The organism is Pseudomonas sp. LBUM1647 (assembly GCF_059716175.1).
In genome coordinates, this window is the sequence record NZ_CP166809.1 from 1,061,068 (window position 1) to 1,087,125 (window position 26,058).

The window sequence follows — 26,058 nt, forward strand, 5'->3', positions numbered from 1 at the left end:
GTGTGACGGTGGGATGATGAATTTGTGACCGAATCAGCGCTGGATTACCAGGTTTTCCGCGCCGCGTTCACGCACCCAGAACAAGGTCGCACCCGCCACGGCGGCCGGCATCATCAGGATATTGACCACCGGAATCAGCAGCACCAGATAAACACTCCCGCCAAAGCTCATGCTCTGCCAGCGCTTCTCACGCAGCCAGGCGAGCATCTCGTTCCAGCCCAGTTTGTGGTTATCCGCCGGGTAGTCGATGTACTGGATCGCCATCATCCACACCCCGAACAGCAGCCACAATGGTGCGGCAATGATGTTCACCACCGGGATGAACGAGAGAATGAACAGCCCGATGGCACGCGGCAGGAAGTAGCCGAGCTTGCGCATTTCCCGGGCCAGCGTTCGAGGGATCATGGCGATCAGTTCGCCCCAGCTGAAGGACGGGAAGTCGTCAGTGCCGCGCACCACGACTTCGACTTTTTCCGCGAGGAAGCCGTTGAATGGCGCGGCGATGACGTTCGCCAGCATGGTGAAGGTGAAGAACACCATCAACACCACCAGCACCACGAACAACGGCCAGAGCACATAACTGAGAAAACTCAGCCAGTCGGGCAGGGACGGCATCAACGTATCGACCCACAAGCTGAATTGATGGCTGGCCAGGTAGATCAATCCGACGAACAGCACCAGATTGATCACCAGGGGCAACAACACGAACAAGCGCAGGCTTGGGCTCAGGACCAGCTTGAGGCCTTCCCGCAGGTATTGCGGGCCGGACAGAACAGGGGCGGGCATAACGTGCTCCGAGCAAAGGGGAAACGCGCCGACCTTACCGGCTTTGCCTGACAGGCGAAAGCGCGGTAGCAGCATCGACATTAACTGTAACAAAGGCGCCTATGTATCCATCGTGATGGGATAGAGACCGCCTATGAGCTGGATTGTTAAACCGTATTTCCTTAATCTTCGCCCCCTCGATACGCTGCACCCCATACTTTTTACAGGACTGTCGAGCTCAAGCCTTCCCCAAGTGCTTTCAACGGTCCTTTTTTATTCCCGCCGGCAACCCGGCGTTCCGCGCCAGAAGTTTCGGGCCGGTCAACAGGAGCAGGTCATGTCTGAAGTCCGTCATTCGCGAGTGATTATTCTCGGTTCCGGCCCTGCCGGTTACAGCGCCGCGGTCTATGCCGCCCGTGCCAACCTCAAGCCACTGCTGATCACCGGCATGCAAGCCGGCGGTCAACTGACCACCACCACCGAAGTCGACAACTGGCCTGGCGACGTCCACGGCCTGACCGGCCCGGCGCTGATGGACCGCATGAAAGAGCACGCCGAGCGCTTTGAAACCGAAATCGTCTTCGATCACATCAATGCCGTGGACTTCGCTGCCAAGCCGTACACCCTGACCGGCGACAGCGCGACCTACACCTGCGACGCCCTGATCATCGCCACCGGCGCCAGCGCTCGTTACCTGGGCCTGCCGTCGGAAGAAGCGTTCATGGGCAAAGGCGTTTCGGCCTGCGCGACCTGCGATGGTTTCTTCTATCGCAACAAGCCAGTGGCTGTGGTCGGTGGCGGCAACACCGCTGTTGAAGAAGCCCTGTACCTGGCCAACATCGCCAGCAAGGTCACCCTGATCCACCGTCGCGAAACCTTCCGCGCCGAGAAGATCCTGATCGACAAGCTGAATGCCCGGGTTGCCGAAGGCAAGATCGTCCTGAAGCTGAACTCGACTCTGGACGAAGTCCTGGGTGACAACATGGGCGTGACCGGTGCCCGCCTGAAGAACAACGACGGCAGCTTCGACGAGCTGACAGTCGACGGCGTGTTCATCGCCATCGGCCACACCCCGAACACTTCGCTGTTCGAAGGTCAGCTGACGTTGAAAGACGGCTACCTGGTTGTGCAGGGCGGCCGTGACGGCAACGCCACTGCCACCAGTCTCGAAGGCATCTTTGCTGCCGGTGATGTGGCTGACCACGTTTACCGTCAGGCCATCACCTCGGCCGGCGCAGGCTGCATGGCGGCACTGGACGCCGAGCGTTACCTCGACGACCTGCAGAACGCTTCGTTCTGATAGCGCAGCAATGAAAAAACCGGCCTCGGCCGGTTTTTTTTGTGCTTAGCGAAATGCTGGTTTTCAGGACAGTTTCGCCAGGCACGCCTCAAGGATATCCAGCCCTTCCTCCAGCACTGCCGCCTCCGTGGTCAATGGCGCCAAAAGCCGAATAATGTGGCGCGATTTGCCGCTGGGCATCAACAGCAAACCTGCGTCTCGTGCCAACGCCAGCAGCTGCGTCAATTGCGCCGATGCCGGTGTGGCGTCGGCATTGATCAACTCGATGCCACGCATTGCGCCAACCCCGGTCAAGCGCCCCAGATAGGGCGACAGCTTACGGGTGCGCCAGGATTCGTAGCGGCTGACAATCGCTTCTTCCTGCTGTGCGCCCCAGCTTTGCAGATGGTTGTCAGTCATTTCGTCCAGCGTCGCCAACGCTGCGGCGCAGGCGATGGGATTGCCTGAATAGGTGCCGCCCAGCCCGCCCTTCGGCAAGGTGTCGAGCAGCGCCTTGCGCCCGACAACCGCCCCCAGCGGCACGCCGCCAGCAATGCTTTTGCCCAGCAGGATCAGGTCCGGCTCAATGCCCAGTCGCGAAAACGCAAAGCGCTGGCCGGTGCGACCGAAGCCGGACTGGATTTCGTCGGCAATCAGCACAATACCCTTCTCATCGCAGAAGCGTCGCAGCGCCTGGGCGAACTCCACGTCCATCGCCAGGAAGCCCGCTTCACCCTGCACCGGTTCGACGATAAAACAGGCGACGTCATCGACGTCGATCTCGACGCTGAACAGACGGTCCATGGCTTTTAGAGCCTCGGCGCAGGTCACGCCGTTGTCCTTGCTCGGGAAGGGCAGGTGAAAAACCGGACCCGGCAGCACGCCGACTTTCTGTTTGTAGGGAGCGACTTTGCCGTTGAGGTTGAGCGTGGCGAGGGTGCGGCCGTGGAAGGCGCCGTCGAAGGCGATGACGGCCGTGCGCCCGGTGGCGCCACGGACGATCTTCAGGGCGTTTTCCGCCGCTTCTGCGCCGCTGTTGGTGAGCATGCCGCTGACCGGGTAATCCACCGGAATAAACGCGGTGAGACGATCCATCAGTTCGATGTAGGGCACATGCGGGGCGGCGTTGAACGCGTAGTGGGTCAGCCGGGTGGCTTGTTCGCGAATGGCCTCGACGATGTGTGGATGGCAATGGCCGAGGTTCAGTACACCGATGCCGCCGACGAAGTCGATGTAGCGTTTACCATCGGTGTCCCAGACCTCGGCATTTTTGCCGTGGCTGAGCGTGACGGGATGAACGATGTTGATCGACTGGCTGATGGTTGCGCTGCTCATGGATGACCGACTCTGAAGAAGGGATGCTTCCTTTTATCTAAGCCGTGAGCAGCGGTGCCCGGCAAACGAAATAAAGTTGCCGGGTCAATCTTAAAAGTCGGGATGTGCCGCAGGAGCAGAAATACCGGTGGATCGAAAGATCAAAAGATCGCAGCCTGCGGCAGCTCCTACATGGGAATGGGTACACCCTGTAGGAGCTGCCGCAGGCTGCGATCTTTTGATTTTGATCTTTGTGACTCAGCGGCGATTCAGCGGCTGCTGGCTGAATTTAACACCGGCCAATCCATGAGCAATCAGCGCGCGGATATTGCCGTGATCGCTGCCCTCAGGCGTCGCCACCACCGAACGGTAATGCTCGCCAAACGCCAACAGCGCTTCTTCACCGCTCAGGCCTTCCAGCAACGCCAGACCCAGGGTCTTGCACGAGCCTTCATTCTGCCCGGCTGCGTTTTCCACGCCGCCATTGTTGAAAGCCTGTGGCTGATAGTCGTAGCCGGCGGCGATGAACGCCAGGGTGTCGGCAAAAACGTGTTCGCCACTCTTGAGGCTGGCGCGCAGGGTGTTCAAATCACTCATTGGGTTTTCCTTTGGCGAACGCCGCTTGTTGTTCGGCGTTGGCTTCTTGCTGGTATTGGGCTTTCCACTCGGCGTACGGCATGCCGTAAACCACTTCGCGGGCGTCATCGAGGCTGACCTCGATCTGGCGTTCATCGGCAGCGGCCTTGTACCACTTGGACAAGCAGTTACGGCAGAAACCGGAGAGGTTCATCAGGTCGATGTTCTGCACATCCTTGCGGCTGTCCAGGTGGGCAACCAGCCGGCGAAAGGCGGCGGCTTCGAGTTCCAGGCGTTGTTGATCGTTCATGGCGGGCTCTGTGCAATCAAATCGTGCGCGGATGATAAAAGTCTGACGAGCAATGTGCCAGACGGTCAGCGGCTCGCGGCCAGGGTAATAGACACCGACTCGGCGAATCGCAGGGCGTGGGGCTTGTCGACTTCGACCTCGGCGTACAACACCGACTCGTTGGCCATGACCAGATCGAGAATTTCCTGAGTCAGGCGCTCGAGCAGGGCGAAGCGATTGCCTTCCACGTGGGCGATGATCGCCTTGGTGATGGTGCGGTAGTTCAGCGCGTGATCGATGTCGTTGTCACGCACCGCTTCCTGAGCGGCATACAGGATGGTCAGGTTGATCAGCACATCCTGCTTGTTGAGGATTTCATCCTCGTTGATCCCGATGAAGGTCCGCAGGCACAGGTCCTTGACCCGGATGCGTGCCGTTCCTGGTTGAAGTTGTGGCATTGCTACTTGCTCCGTCCAATCAATTGCAGGAACTCCTGGCGGGTGTTGCTCGACTCGCGGAAGGCGCCGAGCATCACCGAGGTGTTCATGGTCGAATTCTGTTTCTCGACGCCGCGCATCATCATGCACATGTGTTTGGCTTCGATGACCACCGCGACGCCCGCCGCACCGGTCACTTGTTGCACCGCGTCGGCGATTTGCCGAGTGAGGTTTTCCTGGATTTGCAGGCGACGGGCGAACATGTCCACCAGTCGTGCAATCTTCGACAGGCCCAGCACTTTGCCCGTTGGAATATAAGCCACATGCGCCTTGCCGATGAAGGGCAGCATGTGATGTTCGCAGAGCGAGTACAGCTCGATGTTGTCGACGATGATCATTTCATCGTTGTCGGAAGCGAACAGCGCGCCGTTGACGATCTCTTCGACACTTTGCTCATAACCATGGCAGAGGTACTGCATGGCTTTTGCCGCGCGAACCGGGGTGTCTTGCAGACCCTCGCGGTCGGGGTTTTCACCGAGGCCGATGAGGATTTCGCGATAGCTCTGGGACAGGGATAACGTCATGGAACATCCTCGCGGGGGCGCTTATTTGATGTGCCGTCCGCCGTTGACGGTCAGGGTCGTGCCGGTGACATAAGGGTTGTCGAGCAAATAACGCAGGCTCTGGTAGATCACTTCGCAGCCGGGTTCGATACCCAGCGCGGACTTGGCCAGTGCCTTGGCGCGGTAGGCCGCATCGTCGTTGGGGTTGAACATTAGCAGGGCTGGCGCGATACCGTTGACCTTGATTGTCGGCGCGTATTTCGCGGCGAAGGACAGGGTGAGGCTGTCGAGCCCGGCTTTGCTGGCGCAGTAGCCAATGTGCTTGCTGCTGCCCTTGCGGGTCACATCGTCGCTGATGTGCACGATGTCCGCGGGGCTTGAGCGTTGCAGCAAGTCGGCACAATGCAGATTGATCAGGTAGGGCGCCAGCATGTGGACGTTGAACATGCGGGTGAAGGCTGCGGCGTCGGTGTCCGGGGTTTCGGCCAGCCATTCGGAGGCGTTATGGACAATCGCCCGCAGGCTGTCGGTGTGGTTTTTCAGTTCGCTGATGAACGCGAAGATCCCTGCTTCAGTGGAGAAGTCTGCAAACACCGCGATCGCCCCCATGTCGCGCAGGGTTTGCACGCCGGGACGTTCACTGCGGTAGCTGAAGATCACCGGCTGGCCATCCTCGAGCAAACGCTGCGCACAGTGCAGGCCAACACGTTGGCCGGCACCGGTGATGAGGATTGGAGCTACGAAAGAGGTCATGAACGGCTCGCGTCGCGGTAAGAGCAAAACTATACCAGCGACGAGAGGTGTCTTGCCCCTGAAAAGATCGCAGCCTGCGGCAGCTCCTACAGGGCGCGGTACGGTCACGCTTTTGTAGGAGCTGGCGAAGCCTGTGATCTTTTAGCTGTTTTGAGAGGCGGGTGCGGCGGGCAACGGCCGTGCCGGTGTGGTGTTCAGCCAGCTGGCCAGCAGGCGGGTCGACAGCGGAATGAAGAAGTAGACCATCAGCGGGGTCAGGCACAAGGTGCTGATGAACACCCGGCTCAGCAGACCCATGTCGCTCAGCAACGGCCCGAGGACAAAGTTGAACAGCAGGGAAACCGGAAAGAATGCCAGCCAGATCGCCACGGCCTGTTTCCAGCGTGGTGGGCGCTGGCCGGCTGCGCCGAACCAGCCTTCGATGCCGCTGACCCGATGTTCCGTTGGATGGGCAAACAAGTCGCTGCCGCGTGCCAGCCATGCGGTGCGCGATACAGAATGCTCCCAGGCGTGCAGCGTCTGCTCGTTGGCAAAGCGGAAAATAATCTGGAATTCGTCATCGTCGGGCGGCGGAGCAAGCACGCCAGAACCGAGATAGCCGGAAAAATCGGTGGCCAGTTGTTCGCCTTCGTGCAACCAGGCGATCAGGTCTTGATAACGCCCATCGGCGACGCGGCGCGCAACCATCAGCGTGACGGGTGAGGTCGACATTGTGTATCTCCGTATGACAATCGCGTCGCTCCGGATAGGAGTTTCGCCAGGCGCAGCGCCGGGGTGGTGGGCTGCGTCTTGGAACAAGCAAGGATTATTCCTGATTCTGCCTGGAACGTCAGTGACATTCGTCGCCATCAACGTCTTGAATGGTATGGGGGCAGGGGAGGTAGAATGGGATCCAATTTATACATGGACGTAGAATTATAAAATGCCTGTCCTGACTGACGTTGTCCCTGTAATGCAGCCCGAAATTCCTCTCGAACAGGAAGAACTGTTTCCGATACGCGAAGTGGCGCGCCTGACCGGGGTCAACCCGGTCACGCTACGCGCATGGGAGCGCCGCTACGGACTGATACAGCCGGCGCGCACCGAAAGTGGGCATCGTCTGTATTCGATGACCGATATCGAACGGATCCACAGCATCCTTGGCTGGATCGAACGCGGTGTTGCCGTCAGTAAGGTTGGCAAGATACTGACCAGGATTGCACCGCTTCAGACCCTGTCGCACATCATCCCGAATGAACTCGTGCACGCTGACTACACGCAATGGCAGCAGCAAGTTCAGGCGGCGGTGAGTGTCTTTGACGAGGTTCAACTGGAGCAGGTCTATGGACAGATCTTTTCCAGTAATCCCCTGACTGTCGTGTTTCAGGACATTCTGCTTCCACTCTGGAAGCAATTGCTGCAGCGCCATGAAGCGTTCGGTCAGGCCAGCGAATGGTTTTTCCTGGACGGTTTTCTGCGTTCTCGAGTGTTGCAACGCCTGCTGCTGGTGCGTGTCATGCAGCCGCGACGGGTGATTGTCTGCGCCTTGAACGATCAGTGTCATGAACTCGAAGTGCTGGTAGCGGCGCTGTTTCTGAGCAGTGTCGATTCGGCTATTCAAGTGTTGGCTATCGGTCAGCCATTCGACGAATTGACCCTGGTCTGCGAGCGGATCAAGGCCCAGGCGCTGGTGCTGTTTTCCAATCACGCGCCTGCGCCCGAGTTGCCACGGCGATTGAAGCGCCTGGCCTTGAGCCTGGATTGTCAGTTGATGCTGGCGGGGGATGCGTCCAATCTGGTGCAGGAGAACCTGGCTGGCTCGTCGATAGGATGTCTGGGTAACGAGGGAATGGTGATGCGTCAGCGTTTGAAACAGTTCCTGACAGACAACCTGGACACTTGAATCAGAGGTGCATGGCCGGATGCGTCAGTCGATGCTGCTGAAGGATGTACTGGCGCAGACGCTCGGTTTCGTCCTTGTCACCCTGATTCAACTGATAGGCAAAGAAGCCGTTCTCGGTTTCTTTCTCGAAGGAGCCGCGCAACGCGATGCGCTCATAGCCGGACGGGCTGAACCACAAGGCGAAATGTTTGGGCGGTTTGGTCTTGTTGCGAACTTCCAGCAAGACCCCTTTGAACGACACTTCGTGCACCCACATCGTACCGGGCTGGCCATTGGCATTCTCCAACGCTACCGGTTCTTCGAGTACCAGGCGCCATGGCCGGACCATCGGTCCGTCTTCATAGATGCTGGGGACGCCGAGGCGTAAATGCATTGCGTGAAATTCGTCTTCCACCAGGTGCAGCGGAAAGGTCATTTGCTGATTTTCGAAGTTGGCCTGGATGGTGACTTGCTCATGAGCGGCAAGGCGCGTGAGCAAGTCACGGATCTGTGAACCACCGTTGACGAGCAGGCTCGACGTCGCATCCCGCACATTGAGTTGCGGGTTGTGCTGCATGGTCTGGATAAAATCCAGCTCATCCTGAGTCAGGAGTGCGTCGCGTTGCATGATTTGCTCGACAGAAATAGTTACAAAGTCACTGGTGATTGTAGTTAATGACAATCAATTCTTCGTTTTGTTTTCGCCGTTCGTCGCTTTTAGTGCGGCAAGCTCGGCCTGGACCTCAGCCAATTGCGCCTCCAACTGCGTGACCCGCTGCTGTGCCTTGACCTGAAGGGTGACGTCTTTCTGCACACCGACGAAATAAGTCTGTCCGTCGTCCGGGTTTTTCACTGTTGAAAGGGACAGTTCGTTCCAGAACGGCGTGCCATCTTTGCGGTAGTTTCTGAGGATTTCCCGGCAGGAATCGCCACTGCTCAATGCCTCGCGAATCAACGGGAGAGCTTCCTGATCTCGGTCACCGGACTGAAGAAAACGGCAATCCTGGTAAAGGATTTCTTCGCTGGTGTAACCCGTCAGGCGTTCGAATGCCGGGTTGACGTAAATCAGGATGTTGTCCTGCTCGCCTTCCTTTTCGGCAATCACGATGCCGTCGTTGGAAGCGTTGATCACCATTTGCAGCAGTTGGGCCTTAATCATCGGAGAATCCTTTCCAATTTGATTGAGCGCTGCATTCTAGAAGAACACTGAGCACTGTCTACTGGCCATCAGCGTTAATTGAGAGTCAATCGCAGCTTTTTTGCCATGGCTGTTAATATCCCCCGTCTTTTTACTCAGCTTCAGGATCAGATTGATGAAAGTCGCCATCCTTTCCGGCTCGGTGTACGGCACGGCTGAAGAAGTCGCCCGCCACGCCGCAAATATTTTAAAAGCAGCGGGTTTCGAAGCCTGGCACAACCCGCGTGCAAGCCTCGCCGATGTTCAGGCCTTTGCTCCCGAAGCCTTCCTGGCGGTGACCTCGACCACCGGCATGGGCGAGTTGCCGGACAACCTGCAACCGTTGTATTTCGCCATTCGCGACCAGTTGCCGGCTGCCTGGCGTGGCTTGCCGGGCGCCGTGATTGGCCTGGGCGATGCGAGTTACGGCGACACGTTTTGTGGCGGCGGCGAGTTGATGCGCGAATTGTTCGGCGAACTGGGCATCCGCGAAGTCCTGCCAATGCTGCGTCTGGACGCCAGCGAAAGCGTGACGCCGGAAACCGACGCCGAGCCTTGGCTGGCGGAATTGGTCAGCGCTCTGCGGGGCTGACCGGTCGCTCGCGCAGCAGGGCGAGCCAGGCTTGCGCGGCTTTTGACAAGTACGCGCCCTGACGCCAGATGAAGGCGATATCCCAACGCAGATAGCTCGGTGCGTTCAAGGTCAGGCGCACCACGCCTGGCCGCACCAGCCCGCGAGCCACCACGCGCGGTAACAACACCACGCCTTGACCGGCGGCCACCAGCGCCGCGAGAAAATCCGCCTGGCCGCTGCGACCACCTTCCTTTGGCGTAAAACCCAGTTGCTGGCAGGCTTGCAGCAAGCGGTCGTTGAGTACGAAGCTGCGCTGATACAGCAGGAATGGCGTGTCGGCCAATTCCTCCAGCCCAATCACAGTCTTCGACGCCAGCGGATGATCAGCCGGCAGCAGGGCGTCCAGCGGTTCGTCGCAGAAAGGCTGGAAGGCGAACTGCGGATCCTTCGTCAACAGGCTGCCACCCAGTTCCAGCTCACCACTCAAAACTGCTTGTTCGATGTTCAGGCTGCCGCCCTCAAGCAGCTGAATGCTGATGTTGGGGTAGCGTCGCCGGTACTCGGCGAACAGTCCGGCGAACAGCGCGTCGCTGCCCAGTAGCGGCAAACCCAGACGCAATTCCCCGCGGGCCAGTTGGCTCAAGTCATCCAGCTCACTGAGCAGTTCGTTACGCAGCCGCAACATGCCTTCGGCCCGTAGAAGGACCACGCTGCCGGCGGCCGTCAGGCGCAGCTGCGAACCCTGCCGTTCGAGCAGCGCAGTGCCGAGGCTCTGTTCCAGCTGAGCGACCTGTTTGCTCACCGCCGATTGACTGATGTGCAAAGTCTTGGCGGCCTGAGTAAAGCCACCCTGATGCATGACCTCGACGAAGCTGCGGAGCTGTTTGAATTCCATCTGCCTGATTCCATTTTGGAATGGCTTCGAGTCTAACAATTCGCTTCGGGTATAGCAGCCCGCTCCGTAAAATGAGCGCCTGTGAGGACCGAAGACATGAACGCATCAACCTTAAAAAGCTTGGCTCGATTGGCGACTGAATTGGCCGTGCTGCTGGCCATCTATCTGCTCGGCTGCCAGATGGCCGTGTGGTTTGCCTGGCCGATTCCCGGTGGTGTCATCGGCATGGTGCTGTTGCTGCTGGCGTTCGCTTTGGGAGTGGTCAAACCGGCAGCGCTGCAAATGGGCGCCGGCCTGTTGATGGCCGAGATGCTGTTGTTCTTCATTCCGGCGCTCATGAGCCTGCTCGATTACGGCGGTCTGCTGCGCAGCGACGGTTGGCGAATTTTGCTGGTGATCGGCGTCAGCACGCTGATGGTGATGCTGGTGACTGCATTTACCGTGGAGCTGGTGGTGCGGTTGAGGAGGTCTCGTGAAGCTTGAGCTGATGCCGATGTTCTGGCTGGCCTTCACACTGCTGGCTTATTTATTCAGCCGCTGGATCTACCGTCGCACGGGGCGCTATGTGCTGTCGCCACTGATTCTGGTTCCAGCCTTGCTGCTGGCGCTCGCTGTGCCGCTGCACACCGCGTATGCCGAATATTCGAGCAACACCCATTGGCTGATGTTGGTGCTGGGGCCGGTTACCGTCGCTTTTGCAGTACCGATCTGGCAGCAGCGGCAGATGCTGATGCGGCATTGGTCGGCATTGTTGCTTGGGATGCTGGCGGGCAGCGCGGCGTCTATCGGCAGTTCGTTCGGGTTGGCCAAGGCGCTGGCGCTGGACAGTTCGGTGACGATGTCGCTGGTGCCGCGTTCGATCACCACGCCTTTTGCCATGCCGCTGGCCCATGACTTGGGCGGCGTACCGGAACTGACCGCGGTGTTTGTGATGTTCACCGGGGTGTTCGGGGCGATGCTCGGCGGCATTCTGCTCAAGTGGTTGCCTCTGCGCAGTGCCTTGGCCCGAGGGGCGCTGTTTGGTGTCGGTGCTCACGGTGCCGGGGTCAGTCGAGCTCATGAAGTGGGGGGTGAAGAGGGCTCGGTGGCGGGGTTAGTCATGGTTCTGACAGGGCTGCTGAATCTGTTCGCCGCACCCTTGTTGGCGGCAGTACTTTGACATGGATCCACGTTCGTTGACGTACTGACTCGCTAGGCCATCAAGCTGGCTGCCAATGCAACTACACGAAGCTCGGGGGCTGACTAGACTGGTTCACGTGAGCAAAATAATAAGAACAGGAGTTCCTTGTCGTGAGCGTAAACCCCGTCCAATCGCCACACAGTGTCAAAGACCAGGTCAGCGCCGCCGAGTGGCAGACCCGCGTCGATCTTGCCGCCTGCTATCGTCTGGTCGCCCTGCATGGCTGGGATGACCTGATTTTTACCCACATCTCGGCCAAGGTCCCCGGTACCGAAGACTTTCTGATAAACCCGTTCGGGCTGATGTTCCACGAGATTACCGCGTCCAGCCTGGTCAAGGTCGATCAGGCCGGCAACAAGCTGATGGACAGCCCTTACGAGATCAACCCGGCCGGTTACACCATCCACAGCGCGGTGCACGAGGTTCGTCACGATGTCGTCTGCGTGCTGCACACCCACACCGCTGCCGGTGTCGCCGTGTCGGCGCAGAAACTAGGCATTTTGCCGATCAGCCAACAATCGTTGTTTGTCCTGTCCAGCCTGGCTTATCACGCCTACGAAGGTGTTGCGCTTAACCATGAAGAGAAAGCGCGGCTGCAAGCCGACCTTGGCGAAAACAATTTCCTGATGCTGCACAACCACGGTCTGCTGACCTGCGGCGCTACCATCGCCGACACGTTCCTGATGATGTTTACCTTCCAGCGAGCCTGCGATATCCAGGTGCTGGCGCAGAACGGTGGCGCCGAGTTGATCGCCATCGAACCGCAGATTCTGGCGGGCGCCAAGGCGATGATCGCCGGCGTCACCAAAAGTGCTCAAGGGATGGGCGGCGCACTGGCCTGGCCAGCGCTGCTGCGCAAACTCGATAAACAAGACCCGGGTTATAAACTCTAATGCCTCTCGCCGAGATCCCCCTGTGTGTCTGGCGCAAACGCGGCCAGACGTTCGTATTCCGTGGCCAGACCATCCGTTACTGGACGGGGGGGCAGGGTGAGCCACTGTTGCTCATTCATGGCTTCCCGACCGCCAGTTGGGACTGGCATTTCCTGTGGCAGCCACTGACCCAGCGCTATCGGGTGATTGCCTGCGACATGCTCGGCTTTGGCGACTCAGCCAAACCGGCGAATCACGAATACAGCCTGCTGGAGCAGGCCGATCTGCAACAGGCTTTGCTGGCGCACGTGAAGGTCGAGCAGCCGGTGCACCTGTTGGCCCACGATTATGGCGACAGCGTTGCCCAGGAACTGTTGGCCAGGCATTACGAAGCGCGCATTCATATCGCCAGTTGTGTGTTCCTCAATGGCGGCCTGTTTCCCGAAACCCATCGCCCGATACTGATGCAAAAACTCCTGCTCAGCCCCTTGGGCTGGATGATCGGGCGAGCCTTTTCCCGTGACGGTCTGGTGAAGAGTTTCCGGCAGGTCTTCGGTCCGCATAGCCGCCCCACCGAGAGCGAGATGGACGATTTCTGGAGCCTGATCGAGAGCAATCACGGGCCAAGGATCATGCACAAATTGATCGCCTACATCCCTGAGCGGCGTGCCCAGCGCGAGCGTTGGGTCAGCGCGATGCAGCGTGGTGAAGTGCCGTTGCGGGTGATCGATGGTGAGGTCGATCCGATCTCCGGCGCGCACATGGTCGAGCGTTATCGGGAACTGATCCCGAACCCGGACACGGTCTTGTTGCCCGGTATTGGCCACTACCCTCAAACCGAGGCGCCGGGGCAGGTGCTCAAGCATTATCTGGAGTTTCGCGATCAGCTGGTTTCAACGCCGCGCAGGGTCGCCTGTTCCTGATTATCCCCCTGCCTTATCGCGCACCATTCAGCCTCACCCCAGTTCATTGTGACTCGCATTGCCGTGCCTGACACTCGAACTTATTGTCCCCTGGCCTGCTGGAGTCCCCCAATGAATGAGTCTGTGCGCTTCGAAGATAAAGTCGTGATCATCACGGGTGCAGGCGGCGGCCTGGGCCGGGCCCACGCGCTGCTGTTCGCCAAACAGGGCGCCAAAGTGCTGGTCAACGATCTCGGCGGCTCGGCCCAGGGCGAAGGCGCAAACGCTTCGGCGGCCGACCGGGTGGTGGCCGAAATTCGCGAGGCCGGTGGCATCGCCGAGGCCAACCATGACTCCGTCACCGACGGCGACAAAATCGTTCAGAACGCCTTGGACACCTTCGGTCGTGTCGATGTCGTGGTCAACAACGCCGGGATCCTGCGGGACAAAACCTTCCACAAAATGGAAGACGGCGACTGGGACTTGGTTTACCGCGTCCACGTCGAAGGCGCCTACAAAGTCACCCGCGCCGCCTGGCCGCACCTGCGCGAGCAAAACTACGGCCGCATCATCTTCACTGCTTCGACCTCGGGCATTTACGGCAACTTCGGTCAGTCCAACTACGGCATGGCCAAACTCGGCCTCTACGGCCTGACCCGCACACTGGCCATCGAAGGTCGCAAGAACAACATCCTGGTCAACGCCATCGCCCCCACCGGCGGCACCCGCATGACCGAAGGCCTGATCCCGCCGCAAGTCTTCGAACAGCTCAAACCGGAACTGGTCAGCCCGCTGGTGGTGTACCTCGCCAGCGAGAACTGCCAGGAAACCTCCGGGCTGTTTGAAGTCGGTGGCGGCTGGATGGGCAAGGTGCGCTGGGAACGAAGCCTCGGCGCGGGGTTTGATCCTCGGGTTGGTTTCTCCCCCGAAGATGTGGCGGCGCATTGGCAGCAGATCTGCGATTTCGAAGGCGCGGCGCATCCGCAGGACAATCTTGAAGCGCTGAAGGAAATGATGGCGAATTTGCAGAAGTATTCGATTTAATTAAGCCAGCAAGGTCATCGTTCTTGACCTTGCTGGTTCTTAATAGTCGGCCCCGACATCTGGTTTGCAGCGGTCTTCAAGAAAAATACTTGTGAACCAATGCCGCCAGATTCGCGGCCGTTTGCGCATCCATGATCCCGTCGTAGGTTTCCGGGCGAAAGTGCAGCTGAAAGGCCCGAACAAGGTGTGTGAAGCCTTGTTCGGTTGACGCACCGGAAACGTCAAACCCGTAAGTCTTGAACAGTTTGAGCAACTCGCTTCGGGCTGGAATGCCAGTCTCGCAATATTGCTGCAGATAGGTATCTCGGGTGGCATCGTCGAACCATGCACCGACGCCTTTCAAGTAAAGGGCATGCCAGGGGAATTTCGGCCCCGGGTCACTCTTGCGGCCGACCGCAATGTCAGAGTGTCCCAGAACCTGGGTCGGGCTGATGTCCGGGTAACGTTCAAGGATGTTCAGCGCCAGCTCTTCAATGGCGGCAATTTGTTCTGGCTGATACGGCGGAAAGTTGAAAACCCCTTGGCTAAACGTTGCAAGGTTAACGATTTCAACGCCGATAGACGTGTCGTTCAGATTGCTTCGATTGCCCCAGGTACTGACGCCCGCATGCCACGCGCGCTTGGTTTCGTCGACGAGATTGAAAACTTCCTGCCCGGTATAACCTGCTTTCAAGTAGCTCGGATCGGTGATGTCGGGAACCAGGTAGTGGGCGCTGACATTCGGGCCGGTGAGTGCATTGACCGAACTGGAGAAGTTGCCGGCTGTGTAGTGAAAAATCAGAAAGCGTACGCGGGTGTTGAAACTTTTGGTGGCGCGGTACTTGTTGTAATCAATAGGTTTCATGGAAAGAATGCTCGCAGTGAATTAGGTTGTAGTCAGCAGGGTTTTAAATGTGTGGCTGACTTGCGATTAACCTTAATCGCTGGGACGCTTCGCGTGATTACAGAACTATGTAGTCGCTTTCCGAGAAATGTGTAGGTGGTAGGAAGTCTCGCGAGTTTGCATAAGGGCTGGCTGTGAATGGCAGTATAAGAAGCAAGCACGAATGCTTGCTTCTTTGTTTGGATTACTTTATTTCAGTTTTGAATCCCGGTTTTCCGTTGATCGATCGCCATTGTTTTATTGTGTTTATTACTCCGTTGGGACTGTCTTCAATACCCTCTCTTGGGTCATATAAAACGCCTGTGCCGTCGGGGTGTTCTGACGTGAGTACAATGTTTTCTACAATTGCATCATGCTCTTGCTCGGATGAGTAAGTACCCTCGAATAGGCATTCGATGAGGTCTAAGTACTCGTCTTCTATATATTCTTGCAGCGTGTTACGAAGATTCATTTCATTCTCCTTTTGTATTGGAGTGAGTGCTGATATGCAGTTTCGGCGTCATCACCCGAAGGTTGTCCATGTCATAGACCTCACCGCCTGCTCCGATGGGATTGATATGGTGGATTTCATACTTTATTCGCCTACCCACCTGGTCCTGAGGAAGTGCGGCAGGAGCAAGTCGGTGTTTCATATCCATTTGTCTTAACTTTGTAAATTGGCCGCTCAATAATTCATCGTCGCCCATGGCCTTCCAAAATGCCCTACGAAACGCTTTAAAACTCGAAAACTCCCGCCCTCGAAATTTATCTGCAATCTGCATCGGAATCGGCGCTCCTTCTCCCGTCGAGGCTGCACCCAACCAGTTTCCGGAAACTGGTTGTCCGGCGCCACTGGCAATACCGGGATCCTGCCGCCGATCCCTGAACATCGTGAACGTCGGAGGGATCCCGGAGTCGATCGGGAAGACGGTGATGAAGCCACCAAATCCGTAGCGATCCAGCTCTGGAAACGGATCGATTCGTCCCGCGTCGGGGGTGACGGTAGCGCCTTCATAGATCGGCAGGTCAGTGTCGATCAGCGGAAATTCCGTTGAAGGATCCTGCGGTTCTATCAACGGTGTCCAGGTGATGACGGGACCGTTGGAGCCGGTGCTAGCAGAAACGTAAACATTCTTACGTGCGTCAAAGTGAGCAAACCTCACCGGCACACTCGCGGGTACTGTCACTCCGTCAGTGGCAACAACGACGATCTCTACGCTATTGCCTATCGTCCTCGAGCCGAGTCGCACTGGCAGGTCGATCTCCCCTCCGACGGCTGCCAGTTCATACAGGTTGGCCGTTGAATCAGGAGCGAGTTCTGACAGCGGAACACTTACAGAGAAAAGATCACCGTTACCCAGCCTGGAGGGAGCCAATAGGGCGGCGAACCCGACCAGTACCGGCGCTGCTACTGACGCGAGTGCTGCGATAGCCGCGGATACCGCTGCACGTAACGCGGTCCTGAGCGCCAAGGAGGTTGCTGGACTAACGCCGAAGGTCCCGGTTGTGCCGGTAAACGCCGGGCCGAATGCCGCCATTGAACCGACATTGGCAAACGTGGGGCTTTGCCACCGAGCCTCTGTTTCCTCTCGCCATTGCGCCAGGAGGCGTGCTTGCTCGAGTTGTCGTTGGGTCTCAACCTCTGCCGCCAGACGAGCCTGTTGCCGCTCGCGCTCTTGCGCCTGTTTTTCCTTTTGCTGCTGTATCTTCAGATTCGCCAGTTGAGCTTGGCGTTGAGCCACGGCGGCAGCTGTATCAATGACTTTCCTGCGAGTCTCCAGACTCTGTCTTTCTGTTTGTAGTTGCTTTTGTATCTGCTCGATTCGCTGTTCCATGTCAGCTTGGAGGCGAGCCTGCTCGGCTGCGAAATGCTGTGCGGCTGCTTCTGCCTTGGCTTCAGCCTCGGCCAGCGCTGTATTCAATGCTGCAATTCGTGCCCTTTTGTGAGCCTCAAACTGAACCAGATTCGCCTGAAGCTGTGCTTTAGCTTTAGCTTGAACCTGTCTAGTCCTGAAATAGGTTTACACCTGTTTCACCCCAACGCCCGATGCATCGCATCGGGCGTTTTGTATTTCAACGACAGGTGCGGACGCTCGCGGTTGTAGATCGATACCGACTCGCTCACCATTTTCTTCGCCTGCGTTAAATCCTGTGGTCGCTGGAGCAAAAGCTCCGTCTTCAATATCCCGTTTACCCGCTCTGCCAGCGCGTTTTGATAACAATCGTAGCCGTCCGTCATCGAACACCTGATGCCGTATTTTGCGTGCAGTTCCTGGTACATTCCCGAGCAATACTGGCTGCCTCTGTCCGAGTGATGAACCAGTGGCTGCTCCGTTCGACGGTGCTTCACCGCCCGGCGCAGCGCCTGTGCGACCGACTCGGTGTGCAGGCTTTCATGGACGTGATAGCCCACGATCTTTCGCGAAAAAGCATCCGTCACAAGGCTCAGATAGGCCACGCCTTCCTGAGTGGGCAGATAGGTGATGTCAGCCACCCAGACCTGTTCCGGGCCGCTGGGAACAACCTGTTCAGGCCCCGGTTTGAGCAGGTTCGGATGGCGTCGAAAGCGATGATGACTGTCGGTTGTCTTGTGATACGCCCGCTTACGGGCTACCAATAAACGCCGTTCGCGCAGAATCGAAAACAGGCGATCTCGCCCTACTTGCAGCTCAAGCAGTGGCTGACATTGCAGCAGGTAATGCAGCTTTCTAGTGCCCAGCCGCGGCTGCCGCAGGCGCTTTTGCTGAACGAAATCGGCAACTTTCTGATCCAGAATCAGACGAGCAGCATCGGCGCGATTGCGTTTGTAGTAAGCCTGTCGGCTTATCCCCATAAACTGGCAAGCCCTGCTGATGCTCAGGTTTTGGATTCGTTTTTGCGTGAGGACTTGCCGGGACGCTTTTTTACGACAGAGAGACCGTAGTCATTTTTCAAGACGTCCACGACCGCCTCGAAAAACTGCGCTTTCTGATTGGACAGCGCCAACTGCTCTTCAAGCTCTTTGATGCGCTGCTCTGGCGTTAATGGTCGGTTTTTGTCGGGCATAGACCCCATCCTCGGCGAGCCAATGTAGGTGCCGGGGCTCCAATCTTGACGACCGTGCTTGCGTAACCACGTCAGAACGGTCGTTTTGCCTTGAATCCCGTAGCGCTCCTGAGCCTCTTTATAACTCAGCTCGCCTTTTTCGACCTGGTCGACGACCGACAATTTAAAGGTCAGCGTGTAGTCTCGCTGACTACGCCTTTTTGCTGATTCCATTACACCCTCCTGAAAAACAGATCAGAAGGTGTAAACCTTATTCAGGACGGGACAACCTCAACAAAAAAGTCAGCTTTCGCCTGTATGCGTGCCTTTTCAGCGGCAACACGTCGTGCTTCTTGTTCCGCCGCCAATCGTGCCTGTTCAGCAGCAACACGTTGGGCTTCCGCCGCTGCCGCTTGCGCTTGATCATTGGCCTGCACGGCAGCCAGCGACTTGTGAACTTCGACTTGTTGCTGGTTGAGCATTTGGATTGATTGCGACAGCAAATTCGCTTCGTGGGCGGCTCTGTACGAGTTTGCCCAAGCCTGCATTGCAACCCCTCGCGCATTGACTGCCCTATCGATGCTCTGTGCTTTTCGAAAGTAGTCATGAAAGTCTTTATTAAGCGGGTCACCCCCAAAGAACTGATGGGCAAGTGCGGTCTTTTGATGAAGTTCAGCCGTCTTCCTGACAATCAGCGTGTGGCGTACTCCTAGCTCTCGAATTATTGCTTCTGCAGGAGGAAGTGGGTGAGTGGGGCCTTCTAATCGTGTTGCGACCAGATCTTGCTCGATAGATTGCGCCAGTTGTTCTGTACGCGTTTGAAACTCCCGCGCAGTTTTCATACTGTGGGTAGTAAATGCCCGCGAATTGACTACAACGTTCGTCGGAATGCCAAACATGCCGCTATGGGGGAGAGTTGGGGGTGTTCCGCGAATTATCGGGGTGTTCGGAGGCGCTATTCCTATTGTATGGACGGCTTCGGTTAATACCCATGGTGGGGGATTTTGCATATTCATATCCTTTTGAATGTGCTTGGTGTTTTAAAAAGAAAGACTTGCTGGTCAGCCATTACGAAGATGGATGCCAGCTATTGCTTCGTGCCATTTAAAGTTACAGCAGAAGTGGAAGCCGCGGATCTGAGAGGTGTGTAGGGCGTTACATATGAAGCTGAGGGAGGTTTCTATTGGGCAGGAGTAACGGCAGGATTATCTTTTGCGTAAAAAGATGTTTCTTATAGTGTTATCGGAAACATCCTGTAGGGCCGTCTTAAACAAAAGTTGCTCGTCACAAAACCACCGCCCATAAAAAAGGCCGCTGCATACGCAGCGGCCAAAGTAAGACGATTGATCAAGGAGCAATAAATCAACGTCAGTGAACACAGGGCGATGAACCGAAAATCTTCAATTCATCTGAAATCTGTCGCTAATGGCGTGGACGGGCCACCGCCATCGCTTCGTGCTTTCCGGCCGTTTGCCGTGAAAGCCCGGCAAGAATAAGCGCTTGAGCCAAAAGGAAAAATAGCAATTCACGACATGAACTGTTGCAGCATGAGTAACAGTCGCCCCAAGCCCCCGCCCACACGCCATGCGTTGCGTTGATAACCCCCCATCCAGCCCATCCATAACCCGCGCAAATCCCCGTCCCATGCGGGCATTCATCCTTTGGAGGTACATCGCGAATACCTCCTTGGTGCGCTTATCGCTCCCAACGTGCGGCAGTAGGGTGGGGCCTTCTGTCACTCACCGGGGAAGACGCATGACAAAAACAACAATGCGCGCCATCTTCACGCCGCAAGCGCTCGCCGCTGCGGTTGCCTTGGGTTGCTGCGCCCAGGCGCAGGCCGTTTCATTCAACATTGGGGAAATCGAGGGGACCTTTGACTCTTCGCTGTCCGTCGGCGCGAGCTGGGGCATGCGCGATGCCGACAAATCCCTGGTGGGCGTCGTCAATGGCGGGACCGGCCAGTCTTCGACCGGGGATGACGGGCGGCTGAACTTCAAGAAGGGCGAAACCTTCTCCAAGATCTTCAAGGGCATTCATGACCTCGAATTGAAGTACGGCGACACCGGGGTGTTTGTGCGTGGCAAGTACTGGTACGACTTCGAACTCAAGGACGAGGACCGCGAGTTCAAACCGATCAGTGACAGCGGTCGTAAAGAAGGCGCCAAGTCTTCCGGGGCGCAGTTGCTCGACGCCTTTGTCTATCACAACTATTCCATTGCCGATCTGCCGGGCACTGTGCGCGCCGGCAAGCAGGTGGTCAGTTGGGGCGAAAGCACCTTCATCGGCAACTCAATCAACAGCATCAACCCGGTCGACGTTTCAGCGTTTCGCCGTCCTGGCGCCGAAATCAAGGAAGGCCTGATTCCGGTGAACATGCTGTTCGCCTCCCAAAGCCTGACCAACCAACTCTCGGTGGAAGGTTTCTATCAACTGGAGTGGGATCAGACTGTCGTCGACAACTGCGGCACCTTCTTCGGTAACGACGTGGTGGCAGACGGTTGCAACAAGAATTACACGGTTGCCAGCCCGGCGATCGCACCGTTGCAACCGATCGCTGCAGCGTTTGGCCAAGGCTTCGAGGTCAGTCAGGAAGGTGTGATCGTCCCGCGTGGCGGTGACCGCGATGCCCGCGACTCCGGGCAGTGGGGGACGGCGCTGCGCTGGCTCGGCGACGACACTGAGTACGGCCTGTACTTCATGAACTATCACAGCCGCAGCCCGACGGTCGGCACCACCACTGCCGGCCTGACAACGCTGGCACGGATCCCGGCCATCGTCGCTGCCGCCAACAGAATCGCGCCCGGTACCGGGTCTGCACTGGCTCAGAGTGTGATGCTCGGACGCGGCCAGTATTACCTCGAATACCCGGAAGACATTCGTCTCTACGGCGCGAGCTTTTCCACCACCTTGCCTACCGGCACGGCGTGGACCGGCGAGATCAGCTATCGCCCCAACTTGCCGGTGCAGATCAACAGCACCGACCTGACCCTCGCCATGCTCAACCCGATTGCCGGCGGCGCGGCTTCACCGATTGCGACGAGGCCCGGCGCCGACAACAAAGGCTATCGCCGCAAGGAAGTGACGCAGGTCCAGAGCACCCTGACCCACTTCATCGATCAGGTCGCGGGGGTGGATCGTCTGACCCTGGTGGGTGAGGCCGCGGTGGTCCATGTCGGTGGTCTGGAGGCCCGCAGCAAATTGCGTTATGGCCGTGACTCGGTCTACGGCCAGTACGGTTTCGGCGGTGATACCGACGGTTTCGTCACCTCGACCTCCTGGGGCTACCGCGCCCGCGCGATCCTTGATTACAACAACGTCATCGCCGGGATCAATTTCAAACCCAACCTGTCGTGGTCCCACGATGTTGCTGGTTACGGCCCCAACGGTCTGTTCAACGAAGGCGCCAAGGCGATCAGCGTCGGCGTCGATGCCGACTACCGCAACACCTATACCGCGAGCCTCAGTTACACCGATTTCTTCGGTGGTGACTACAACACCCTGGAAGATCGCGACTTCCTGGCGTTGAGCTTTGGCTTGAACTTCTGATCTGGCTGAGAAGGATGATTTCCATGCGCAAGATGATTCTGCAATACGGCGTTCTGGCCCTGAGTCTGTTGGCCGCCGATGTGATGGCCGCGGTGTCGCCGGAAGAAGCGAACAAACTCGGCACCAGCCTGACGCCGTTGGGCGCCGAGAAGGCCGGCAATGCCGATGGCTCGATTCCGGCCTGGACCGGTGGCCTACCGAAAAACGCCGGTGCGGTGGACAGCAAAGGTTTCCTGGCCGACCCGTTCGCCAATGAAAAACCGCTGTTCACCATCACCGCGGCAACGGTCGATAAATACAAGGACAAGCTCTCCGATGGCCAGATAGCGATGTTCAAGCGTTATCCCGAGACCTACAAAATCCCGGTCTACCCGACACACCGGACCGTGGCCGTGCCGCCGGAAATCTACGAGTCGGCCAAGCGCAGCGCGCTCACCGTGACGCCGATCAACGACGGTAATGGCCTGGCCAATTTCACCGGCAATCGCTACTACGCCTTTCCGATTCCGAAGAACGGCGTCGAAGTGATCTGGAACCATGTCACCCGTTATCACGGCGGCAATCTGCGCCGCACCGTCACCCAGGCAATGCCGCAGTCCAACGGTGATTTCACCGTGATCCGCTTCAAGGATGAAGTCGCGGTGCCGTCGCTGCTGGGGGATCTGAAACCGGGTAGCGACGAAAACGTCCTCAACTATTTCAAGCAAGAGGTGACGGCGCCGGCACGGCTGGCGGGCAACGTGCTGCTGGTTCACGAGACCCTCGATCAGGTCAAGGAACCGCGCAAGGCGTGGATCTATAACTCCGGCCAACGCCGCGTACGGCGTGCGCCGCAAGTGGCTTATGACGGTGTGGGCACTTCCTCCGATGGACTGCGCACCACCGACAACTTCGACATGTTTTCCGGCGCACCGGATCGCTACGACTGGAAGCTGGTCGGCAAGAAAGAAATGTACATCCCTTACAACAGCTACAAGCTCGACTCGCCCAGCCTCAAGTACACCGATGTGATCAAGGCCGGGCATATCAATCAGGATCTGACCCGCTATGAGTTGCACCGGGTCTGGGAGATCGTGGCCACGGTCAAGCCGAACGAGCGGCACGTGTATGCCAAGCGTCACATGTACATCGACGAAGACAGCTGGCAGGTGGCGCTGGCCGATCACTACGACGGTCGCGGTCAGCTCTGGCGTGTGGCCGAAGGTCACGCTCAGTTCTACTACGACCACCAGGTGCCGGCCTATACGGTCGAGGCGCTGTATGACTTGATCGCCGGTCGTTACATTGCACTGGGGATGAAGAACGAGGAGAAACGCAGCTTCGAATTCAACATTGACGCAAAGGCGGGAGACTACACGCCGGCAGCCCTGCGGAGTACGGGGGTAAGGTAATCGTCCTACAGGCTCCTACACACAAAGGTGACCCTCCGGTCACCTTTTTTATAGGCACAAATCAGTACGCTGAATACTTCTTCAACAAGCTGCAAAGAGAGGGCTAGGGTGGCGCCACAATTATAAAAAGGCGCACCACTATGACCGCCATGACGCTGTGTCTGGACCGTCCTGGACACCTGCCCCGTCTGTCTCCCCACCACCTGTCTCGCGACCGGTTGATCGAACCGTTACTGGCATCGACGGCGCGGGTGAAATTGCTCTGTGCGCCTGCCGGTAGTGGCAAGAGTGCGCTGCTCGCCGAATGCCTGTTGCAGGCGCCCGCGCAGTGTCAGGTCTGTTGGTTGCCGTTGGTGGGAGAGCCGATCAATGTTGTCGATTTTCGGCGGCGGTTGGCTCAGGCGCTGGGGCTGACCTCGTCGGATGAGCCCACGTTGCTGGAGTATCTGACGCGATCACAGATGCCTACCTGGCTGTTTCTCGATGACTATTGCCGCGTCCCGAACCCCGAGTTGGACCTGCTGCTGGATCGCATGCTAACGGTCAGCAGCCCGATGGTGACCTGGTGGTTGGGCACCCGTCGTCGCCCACAATGCAACTGGCCGCGATTGCTGCTCGATGACGAGTTGTACGAGTGCGAGAGCGCTTCGTTGGCTTTTACTTCAGGAGAAGTCGAGCAACTGTTGCAGCCCTGGGTACCGGAGCAGGCCAGCAAGGTGGCCAGTCGGATCATCCAGCGCACCGGCGGCTGGTGTGCCGGTGTGCGGATTGCATTGCTGCAGAAGTGCGACTGGTCGCGTCAGGACAAACCCCTGGGACGGGCGGACACTTTGCTCGATTACCTGGAGCATGAGTTGTTCAGCTCGCTGACGCCTGAGTTGAGCGAGGCCTGGCGCGTGCTGGCCCACTTGCCCCGCTTCAATGCCCGGCTGTGCGATCACCTGTTCGGGGCCGGAGAGGGCGCTCAGTTCTTGCGGACCTTGCAAGCGCTGGGCTGTTTTATCGAACCTTGGGGGGACTCCACCGATTGGCTGCAGATATTCACCCCGTTCACGCAGTTGTTGCGCGATGAGCAATGGCCGGCGGGACGCTCCTGGCATCGGCGTGCCTGCCAATGGTTCTGTACCGAACAGGACTGGAAATCGGCCTTCGAACAGGCAATGCTCGCCGAGGAATACGAAGTGGCGGTCAGTCTGTTGCAGCACTTCAGTTTCGAGCATTTGTTCGAGGAGCAAACGGTGGTGCTGTTGTTGCGTTTGCATGAGCAGCAAGGCGAGGCACTGACGCTGGGCAGCCCGCAATTGGTCGGATTGATTACAGCTGCGCTGTTATTCGCCGGACGTTTCGAACAGGCGACTGCCTGTATCGCTCATTTGGCGCATTTCACGCCTCAACCCTCGGCGGTGCTTCAGCGTCAACTGATTGCACGTTGGCAGGCCCTGCAGGGTTGGTTGCTGCATTTACAGGGACGAATGGAGGCTTCGCGCGCGCACTTTCTTGACGCGTTGAGCGCGCTCGATCCCGAATGTTGGACGGCGCGCCTGATGTGTTTGTCCGGTTTGACGCAACAGGCATTGCTAAGGGGCGAACTCGACGTGGCGCAAGCCCACAACCGCGAGGCGCTGTGCCTGGCGCGGGCGCAAGGTTCGCTGGTGTTCGAGGGCCTGATGGAGCTCGATCATGCGCAATGGCTGGAGCAGCGTGGCGCCCCGGCTCGCGCCGAGAGTTTGTTGTTCAACATACATGAACTGCTCTGCCAGCAGGCCGGCCGGCCCGCGCCGTTGCTTGGGCGTATCGCTTTGCGACGTGGGCGACTGGCGTTAACCATGGGCCAGGATGAACACGCACGCGAGTGCTTTCAGCGCGGTCTCGAGTTGTGTCTGCGCAGTCACGACAAGCGTGTGTTATATGGATTTCTTGGTCTCGCGCAACTGGCGGCCAATCAGGGTGATTACACCCAGGCGTTTGTCCAATTGCGCGATGCTGAACGGCTGATGCAGCAGCGACAAATTCCGGATACCGTCTATCGTGGCGTCCTGTTGCAAGTCAGCAGTCAGTTCTGGTTGCAGCAGGGGCGACCGCAACTGGCCCATGAGGCACTGACGCGGGTACTGCGTCATTATTGTGGGCCGCAGGCTCGCCAGGCTCGCCAGGCTCCCCCGGCAACACTGGAGCTTATTCCGCGGATTGAGTATCTGTTGATTCTGGCCGAGGTTTATCTGCAACAGCTCAGCAACGCCGCAGCGTTGCTTCAAACTCTGATCGACAATGCGCACGCCAACGGTATGTACGCCCTCGAAGCGGAATTGCATCTGGCGCGGGCCGAAGTGATCTGGCTTCAGGGTGAATCGCATCTGGCCACTGCAACTTTGCAAGAAGGGGAGCAAATGATCAGCCGTTGCCAAGGGCGGCAAGCGTGGCGCGAGTTGCAATTGCGACAACCCCAGTGGCTGCGTACCTCTGCAGCGGAGGTGTCGATCACCGAACTGTCTGTTGAGGCTCACAGTTCCAGTCCCCTCAGTAAACGGGAACTTGAAGTTTTGCAGTTGATCGCACAGGGCAACTCCAATCAACAGATTGCCGATGTATTGTTCATCTCGTTACATACAGTAAAAACTCACGCCCGTAGAATTAATGGAAAGTTGGGGGTTGAACGCAGAACGCAAGCTGTGGCCAAGGCTAAGTTGTTAGGTATGTGCTCGTAAAGGTTCCTGTATTTGATTTTGTTTATATGTACTTGCTCTTGTTTGT

General features: G+C 57.8%; 26 protein-coding genes and 1 pseudogene. 11 read left to right on the forward strand and 16 right to left on the reverse strand.

Annotation, left to right across the window (positions count from 1 at the left end):
• Nucleotides 1–33: 33 nt before the first annotated feature.
• Complete coding sequence (gene cysZ / locus ACA059_RS04700; RefSeq protein ID WP_497632905.1) at nucleotides 34–786, reverse strand: sulfate transporter CysZ; 753 nt, start codon at nucleotides 784–786, stop codon at nucleotides 34–36.
• Between the two features lie 316 nt (nucleotides 787–1,102).
• On the opposite strand from cysZ, the gene trxB reads away from it, so the two are divergent.
• Nucleotides 1,103–2,065, forward strand: a complete 963-nt coding sequence (gene trxB, locus ACA059_RS04705) for a thioredoxin-disulfide reductase (RefSeq protein ID WP_123365291.1) — start codon at nucleotides 1,103–1,105, stop codon at nucleotides 2,063–2,065.
• Nucleotides 2,066–2,128: 63 nt separating this feature from the next.
• On the opposite strand, the gene ACA059_RS04710 is transcribed toward trxB, so the two are convergent.
• The 7 genes from ACA059_RS04710 to ACA059_RS04740 all read right to left on the reverse strand — a co-directional run bounded on the left by ACA059_RS04710 (nucleotide 2,129) and on the right by ACA059_RS04740 (nucleotide 6,687).
• Nucleotides 2,129–3,379, reverse strand: coding sequence for a 2-aminoadipate transaminase (locus tag ACA059_RS04710; protein WP_497632906.1), 1,251 nt, complete (start codon nucleotides 3,377–3,379; stop codon nucleotides 2,129–2,131).
• A 237-nt stretch (nucleotides 3,380–3,616) separates the two neighbouring features.
• The gene (locus ACA059_RS04715) at nucleotides 3,617–3,955 is read right to left on the reverse strand and encodes a HopJ type III effector protein (protein WP_497632907.1); all 339 of its coding nucleotides are present in this window, start codon (nucleotides 3,953–3,955) and stop codon (nucleotides 3,617–3,619) included.
• A complete protein-coding gene (locus ACA059_RS04720; protein ID WP_095129425.1) occupies nucleotides 3,948–4,244 on the reverse strand; it encodes a DUF1244 domain-containing protein in 297 nt (98 codons plus the stop codon). Before ACA059_RS04720 ends, ACA059_RS04715 begins: the two co-directional genes overlap by 8 nt.
• A gap of 65 nt (nucleotides 4,245–4,309) precedes the next feature.
• Nucleotides 4,310–4,681 (reverse strand): dihydroneopterin triphosphate 2'-epimerase, encoded by a 372-nt coding sequence (folX, locus tag ACA059_RS04725; protein WP_129438421.1) that lies wholly within the window; start codon nucleotides 4,679–4,681, stop codon nucleotides 4,310–4,312.
• Between the two features lie 2 nt (nucleotides 4,682–4,683).
• A complete protein-coding gene (gene folE / locus ACA059_RS04730) occupies nucleotides 4,684–5,244 on the reverse strand; it encodes a GTP cyclohydrolase I FolE (RefSeq protein ID WP_497632908.1) in 561 nt (186 codons plus the stop codon).
• Between the two features lie 21 nt (nucleotides 5,245–5,265).
• Nucleotides 5,266–5,976, reverse strand: coding sequence for a dihydromonapterin reductase (folM, locus tag ACA059_RS04735; RefSeq protein WP_497632909.1), 711 nt, complete (start codon nucleotides 5,974–5,976; stop codon nucleotides 5,266–5,268).
• Nucleotides 5,977–6,117: 141 nt separating this feature from the next.
• Nucleotides 6,118–6,687, reverse strand: coding sequence for an antibiotic biosynthesis monooxygenase (locus ACA059_RS04740; RefSeq protein WP_497632910.1), 570 nt, complete (start codon nucleotides 6,685–6,687; stop codon nucleotides 6,118–6,120).
• Between the two features lie 211 nt (nucleotides 6,688–6,898).
• Between ACA059_RS04740 and ACA059_RS04745 the strand changes: the two genes are divergently transcribed.
• Nucleotides 6,899–7,858: a MerR family transcriptional regulator gene (locus ACA059_RS04745; protein ID WP_497632911.1), complete on the forward strand. Its 960-nt coding sequence runs from the start codon at nucleotides 6,899–6,901 to the stop codon at nucleotides 7,856–7,858.
• 1 nt (nucleotide 7,859) lies between these two features.
• On the opposite strand, the gene ACA059_RS04750 is transcribed toward ACA059_RS04745, so the two are convergent.
• Together ACA059_RS04750 and ACA059_RS04755 are read right to left on the reverse strand one after the other, a co-directional pair.
• Nucleotides 7,860–8,465, reverse strand: coding sequence for a hypothetical protein (locus tag ACA059_RS04750; RefSeq protein WP_497632912.1), 606 nt, complete (start codon nucleotides 8,463–8,465; stop codon nucleotides 7,860–7,862).
• Between the two features lie 54 nt (nucleotides 8,466–8,519).
• Complete coding sequence (locus ACA059_RS04755; protein WP_497632913.1) at nucleotides 8,520–8,996, reverse strand: PAS domain-containing protein; 477 nt, start codon at nucleotides 8,994–8,996, stop codon at nucleotides 8,520–8,522.
• A 154-nt stretch (nucleotides 8,997–9,150) separates the two neighbouring features.
• On the opposite strand from ACA059_RS04755, the gene ACA059_RS04760 reads away from it, so the two are divergent.
• Entirely contained in the window at nucleotides 9,151–9,606 is a 456-nt protein-coding gene (locus ACA059_RS04760) for a flavodoxin (RefSeq protein ID WP_497632914.1), read from the forward strand.
• Here the strand turns inward: ACA059_RS04760 and ACA059_RS04765 are convergent.
• Complete coding sequence (locus tag ACA059_RS04765; protein ID WP_046052913.1) at nucleotides 9,587–10,483, reverse strand: LysR family transcriptional regulator; 897 nt, start codon at nucleotides 10,481–10,483, stop codon at nucleotides 9,587–9,589. The two genes, ACA059_RS04760 and ACA059_RS04765, sit on opposite strands and share 20 nt — an antisense overlap.
• Nucleotides 10,484–10,579: 96 nt before the next feature.
• Between ACA059_RS04765 and ACA059_RS04770 the strand changes: the two genes are divergently transcribed.
• From ACA059_RS04770 to ACA059_RS04790, 5 genes are all read left to right on the forward strand, one after another.
• Complete coding sequence (locus tag ACA059_RS04770; protein ID WP_033057893.1) at nucleotides 10,580–10,966, forward strand: CidA/LrgA family protein; 387 nt, start codon at nucleotides 10,580–10,582, stop codon at nucleotides 10,964–10,966.
• Entirely contained in the window at nucleotides 10,956–11,642 is a 687-nt protein-coding gene (locus ACA059_RS04775) for an LrgB family protein (RefSeq protein ID WP_033057889.1), read from the forward strand. Before ACA059_RS04770 ends, ACA059_RS04775 begins: the two co-directional genes overlap by 11 nt.
• A 131-nt stretch (nucleotides 11,643–11,773) precedes the next feature.
• Nucleotides 11,774–12,556: a class II aldolase/adducin family protein gene (locus ACA059_RS04780; RefSeq protein ID WP_497632915.1), complete on the forward strand. Its 783-nt coding sequence runs from the start codon at nucleotides 11,774–11,776 to the stop codon at nucleotides 12,554–12,556.
• Nucleotides 12,556–13,458 carry an alpha/beta fold hydrolase gene (locus ACA059_RS04785; RefSeq protein WP_497632916.1) on the forward strand — a complete coding sequence of 301 codons (903 nt, stop codon included), beginning with the start codon at nucleotides 12,556–12,558 and terminating at the stop codon, nucleotides 13,456–13,458. Before ACA059_RS04780 ends, ACA059_RS04785 begins: the two co-directional genes overlap by 1 nt.
• 111 nt (nucleotides 13,459–13,569) lie before the next feature.
• Nucleotides 13,570–14,481, forward strand: coding sequence for an SDR family oxidoreductase (locus ACA059_RS04790; protein ID WP_046045899.1), 912 nt, complete (start codon nucleotides 13,570–13,572; stop codon nucleotides 14,479–14,481).
• Nucleotides 14,482–14,557: 76 nt separating this feature from the next.
• Here the strand turns inward: ACA059_RS04790 and ACA059_RS04795 are convergent, their stop codons facing one another.
• The 5 genes and pseudogenes from ACA059_RS04795 to ACA059_RS04815 all read right to left on the reverse strand — a co-directional run bounded on the left by ACA059_RS04795 (nucleotide 14,558) and on the right by ACA059_RS04815 (nucleotide 19,377).
• Nucleotides 14,558–15,325: an N-acetylmuramoyl-L-alanine amidase gene (locus ACA059_RS04795; protein WP_497632917.1), complete on the reverse strand. Its 768-nt coding sequence runs from the start codon at nucleotides 15,323–15,325 to the stop codon at nucleotides 14,558–14,560.
• 223 nt (nucleotides 15,326–15,548) lie between these two features.
• Nucleotides 15,549–15,815: a bacteriocin immunity protein gene (locus tag ACA059_RS04800; protein ID WP_497632918.1), complete on the reverse strand. Its 267-nt coding sequence runs from the start codon at nucleotides 15,813–15,815 to the stop codon at nucleotides 15,549–15,551.
• Between the two features lies 1 nt (nucleotide 15,816).
• Nucleotides 15,817–17,265 (reverse strand): pyocin-S2/colicin E7-DNase domain-containing protein, encoded by a 1,449-nt coding sequence (locus ACA059_RS04805; RefSeq protein WP_497632919.1) that lies wholly within the window; start codon nucleotides 17,263–17,265, stop codon nucleotides 15,817–15,819.
• 82 nt (nucleotides 17,266–17,347) lie between these two features.
• Nucleotides 17,348–18,601: pseudogene (locus tag ACA059_RS04810) on the reverse strand (IS3 family transposase).
• A gap of 41 nt (nucleotides 18,602–18,642) precedes the next feature.
• Nucleotides 18,643–19,377, reverse strand: a complete 735-nt coding sequence (locus ACA059_RS04815) for a hypothetical protein (protein WP_497632920.1) — start codon at nucleotides 19,375–19,377, stop codon at nucleotides 18,643–18,645.
• Nucleotides 19,378–20,122: 745 nt separating this feature from the next.
• On the opposite strand from ACA059_RS04815, the gene ACA059_RS04820 reads away from it, so the two are divergent.
• The 3 genes from ACA059_RS04820 to ACA059_RS04830 all read left to right on the forward strand — a co-directional run bounded on the left by ACA059_RS04820 (nucleotide 20,123) and on the right by ACA059_RS04830 (nucleotide 26,012).
• On the forward strand, nucleotides 20,123–21,916 hold the full coding sequence (locus tag ACA059_RS04820; protein ID WP_497632921.1) for a DUF1302 domain-containing protein: 1,794 nt from the start codon (nucleotides 20,123–20,125) through the stop codon (nucleotides 21,914–21,916).
• 23 nt (nucleotides 21,917–21,939) lie between these two features.
• On the forward strand, nucleotides 21,940–23,307 hold the full coding sequence (locus ACA059_RS04825) for a DUF1329 domain-containing protein (protein ID WP_497632922.1): 1,368 nt from the start codon (nucleotides 21,940–21,942) through the stop codon (nucleotides 23,305–23,307).
• A 140-nt stretch (nucleotides 23,308–23,447) separates the two neighbouring features.
• Complete coding sequence (locus ACA059_RS04830) at nucleotides 23,448–26,012, forward strand: LuxR C-terminal-related transcriptional regulator (RefSeq protein ID WP_497632923.1); 2,565 nt, start codon at nucleotides 23,448–23,450, stop codon at nucleotides 26,010–26,012.
• Nucleotides 26,013–26,058 lie beyond the last annotated feature (46 nt).

Bases quoted from the DNA above. Each gene is read 5' to 3' on its own strand.
- ACA059_RS04790 (WP_046045899.1), top strand. From the start codon at position 13,570: ATGAATGAGTCTGTGCGCTTCGAAGATAAAGTCGTGATCATCACGGGT.
- folE (WP_497632908.1), bottom strand. From the start codon at position 5,244: ATGACGTTATCCCTGTCCCAGAGCTATCGCGAAATCCTCATCGGCCTC.
- ACA059_RS04815 (WP_497632920.1), bottom strand. From the start codon at position 19,377: ATGCAAAATCCCCCACCATGGGTATTAACCGAAGCCGTCCATACAATA.
- ACA059_RS04745 (WP_497632911.1), top strand. From the start codon at position 6,899: ATGCCTGTCCTGACTGACGTTGTCCCTGTAATGCAGCCCGAAATTCCT.
- ACA059_RS04795 (WP_497632917.1), bottom strand. From the start codon at position 15,325: ATGAAACCTATTGATTACAACAAGTACCGCGCCACCAAAAGTTTCAAC.
- ACA059_RS04800 (WP_497632918.1), bottom strand. From the start codon at position 15,815: ATGAATCTTCGTAACACGCTGCAAGAATATATAGAAGACGAGTACTTA.
- ACA059_RS04740 (WP_497632910.1), bottom strand. From the start codon at position 6,687: ATGTCGACCTCACCCGTCACGCTGATGGTTGCGCGCCGCGTCGCCGAT.
- folM (WP_497632909.1), bottom strand. From the start codon at position 5,976: ATGACCTCTTTCGTAGCTCCAATCCTCATCACCGGTGCCGGCCAACGT.
- ACA059_RS04770 (WP_033057893.1), top strand. From the start codon at position 10,580: ATGAACGCATCAACCTTAAAAAGCTTGGCTCGATTGGCGACTGAATTG.
- ACA059_RS04750 (WP_497632912.1), bottom strand. From the start codon at position 8,465: ATGCAACGCGACGCACTCCTGACTCAGGATGAGCTGGATTTTATCCAG.
- ACA059_RS04715 (WP_497632907.1), bottom strand. From the start codon at position 3,955: ATGAGTGATTTGAACACCCTGCGCGCCAGCCTCAAGAGTGGCGAACAC.
- ACA059_RS04760 (WP_497632914.1), top strand. From the start codon at position 9,151: ATGAAAGTCGCCATCCTTTCCGGCTCGGTGTACGGCACGGCTGAAGAA.
- ACA059_RS04830 (WP_497632923.1), top strand. From the start codon at position 23,448: ATGACCGCCATGACGCTGTGTCTGGACCGTCCTGGACACCTGCCCCGT.
- ACA059_RS04765 (WP_046052913.1), bottom strand. From the start codon at position 10,483: ATGGAATTCAAACAGCTCCGCAGCTTCGTCGAGGTCATGCATCAGGGT.
- cysZ (WP_497632905.1), bottom strand. From the start codon at position 786: ATGCCCGCCCCTGTTCTGTCCGGCCCGCAATACCTGCGGGAAGGCCTC.
- folX (WP_129438421.1), bottom strand. From the start codon at position 4,681: ATGCCACAACTTCAACCAGGAACGGCACGCATCCGGGTCAAGGACCTG.
- ACA059_RS04720 (WP_095129425.1), bottom strand. From the start codon at position 4,244: ATGAACGATCAACAACGCCTGGAACTCGAAGCCGCCGCCTTTCGCCGG.
- ACA059_RS04755 (WP_497632913.1), bottom strand. From the start codon at position 8,996: ATGATTAAGGCCCAACTGCTGCAAATGGTGATCAACGCTTCCAACGAC.
- ACA059_RS04820 (WP_497632921.1), top strand. From the start codon at position 20,123: ATGACAAAAACAACAATGCGCGCCATCTTCACGCCGCAAGCGCTCGCC.
- ACA059_RS04825 (WP_497632922.1), top strand. From the start codon at position 21,940: ATGCGCAAGATGATTCTGCAATACGGCGTTCTGGCCCTGAGTCTGTTG.
- ACA059_RS04710 (WP_497632906.1), bottom strand. From the start codon at position 3,379: ATGAGCAGCGCAACCATCAGCCAGTCGATCAACATCGTTCATCCCGTC.
- trxB (WP_123365291.1), top strand. From the start codon at position 1,103: ATGTCTGAAGTCCGTCATTCGCGAGTGATTATTCTCGGTTCCGGCCCT.
- ACA059_RS04785 (WP_497632916.1), top strand. From the start codon at position 12,556: ATGCCTCTCGCCGAGATCCCCCTGTGTGTCTGGCGCAAACGCGGCCAG.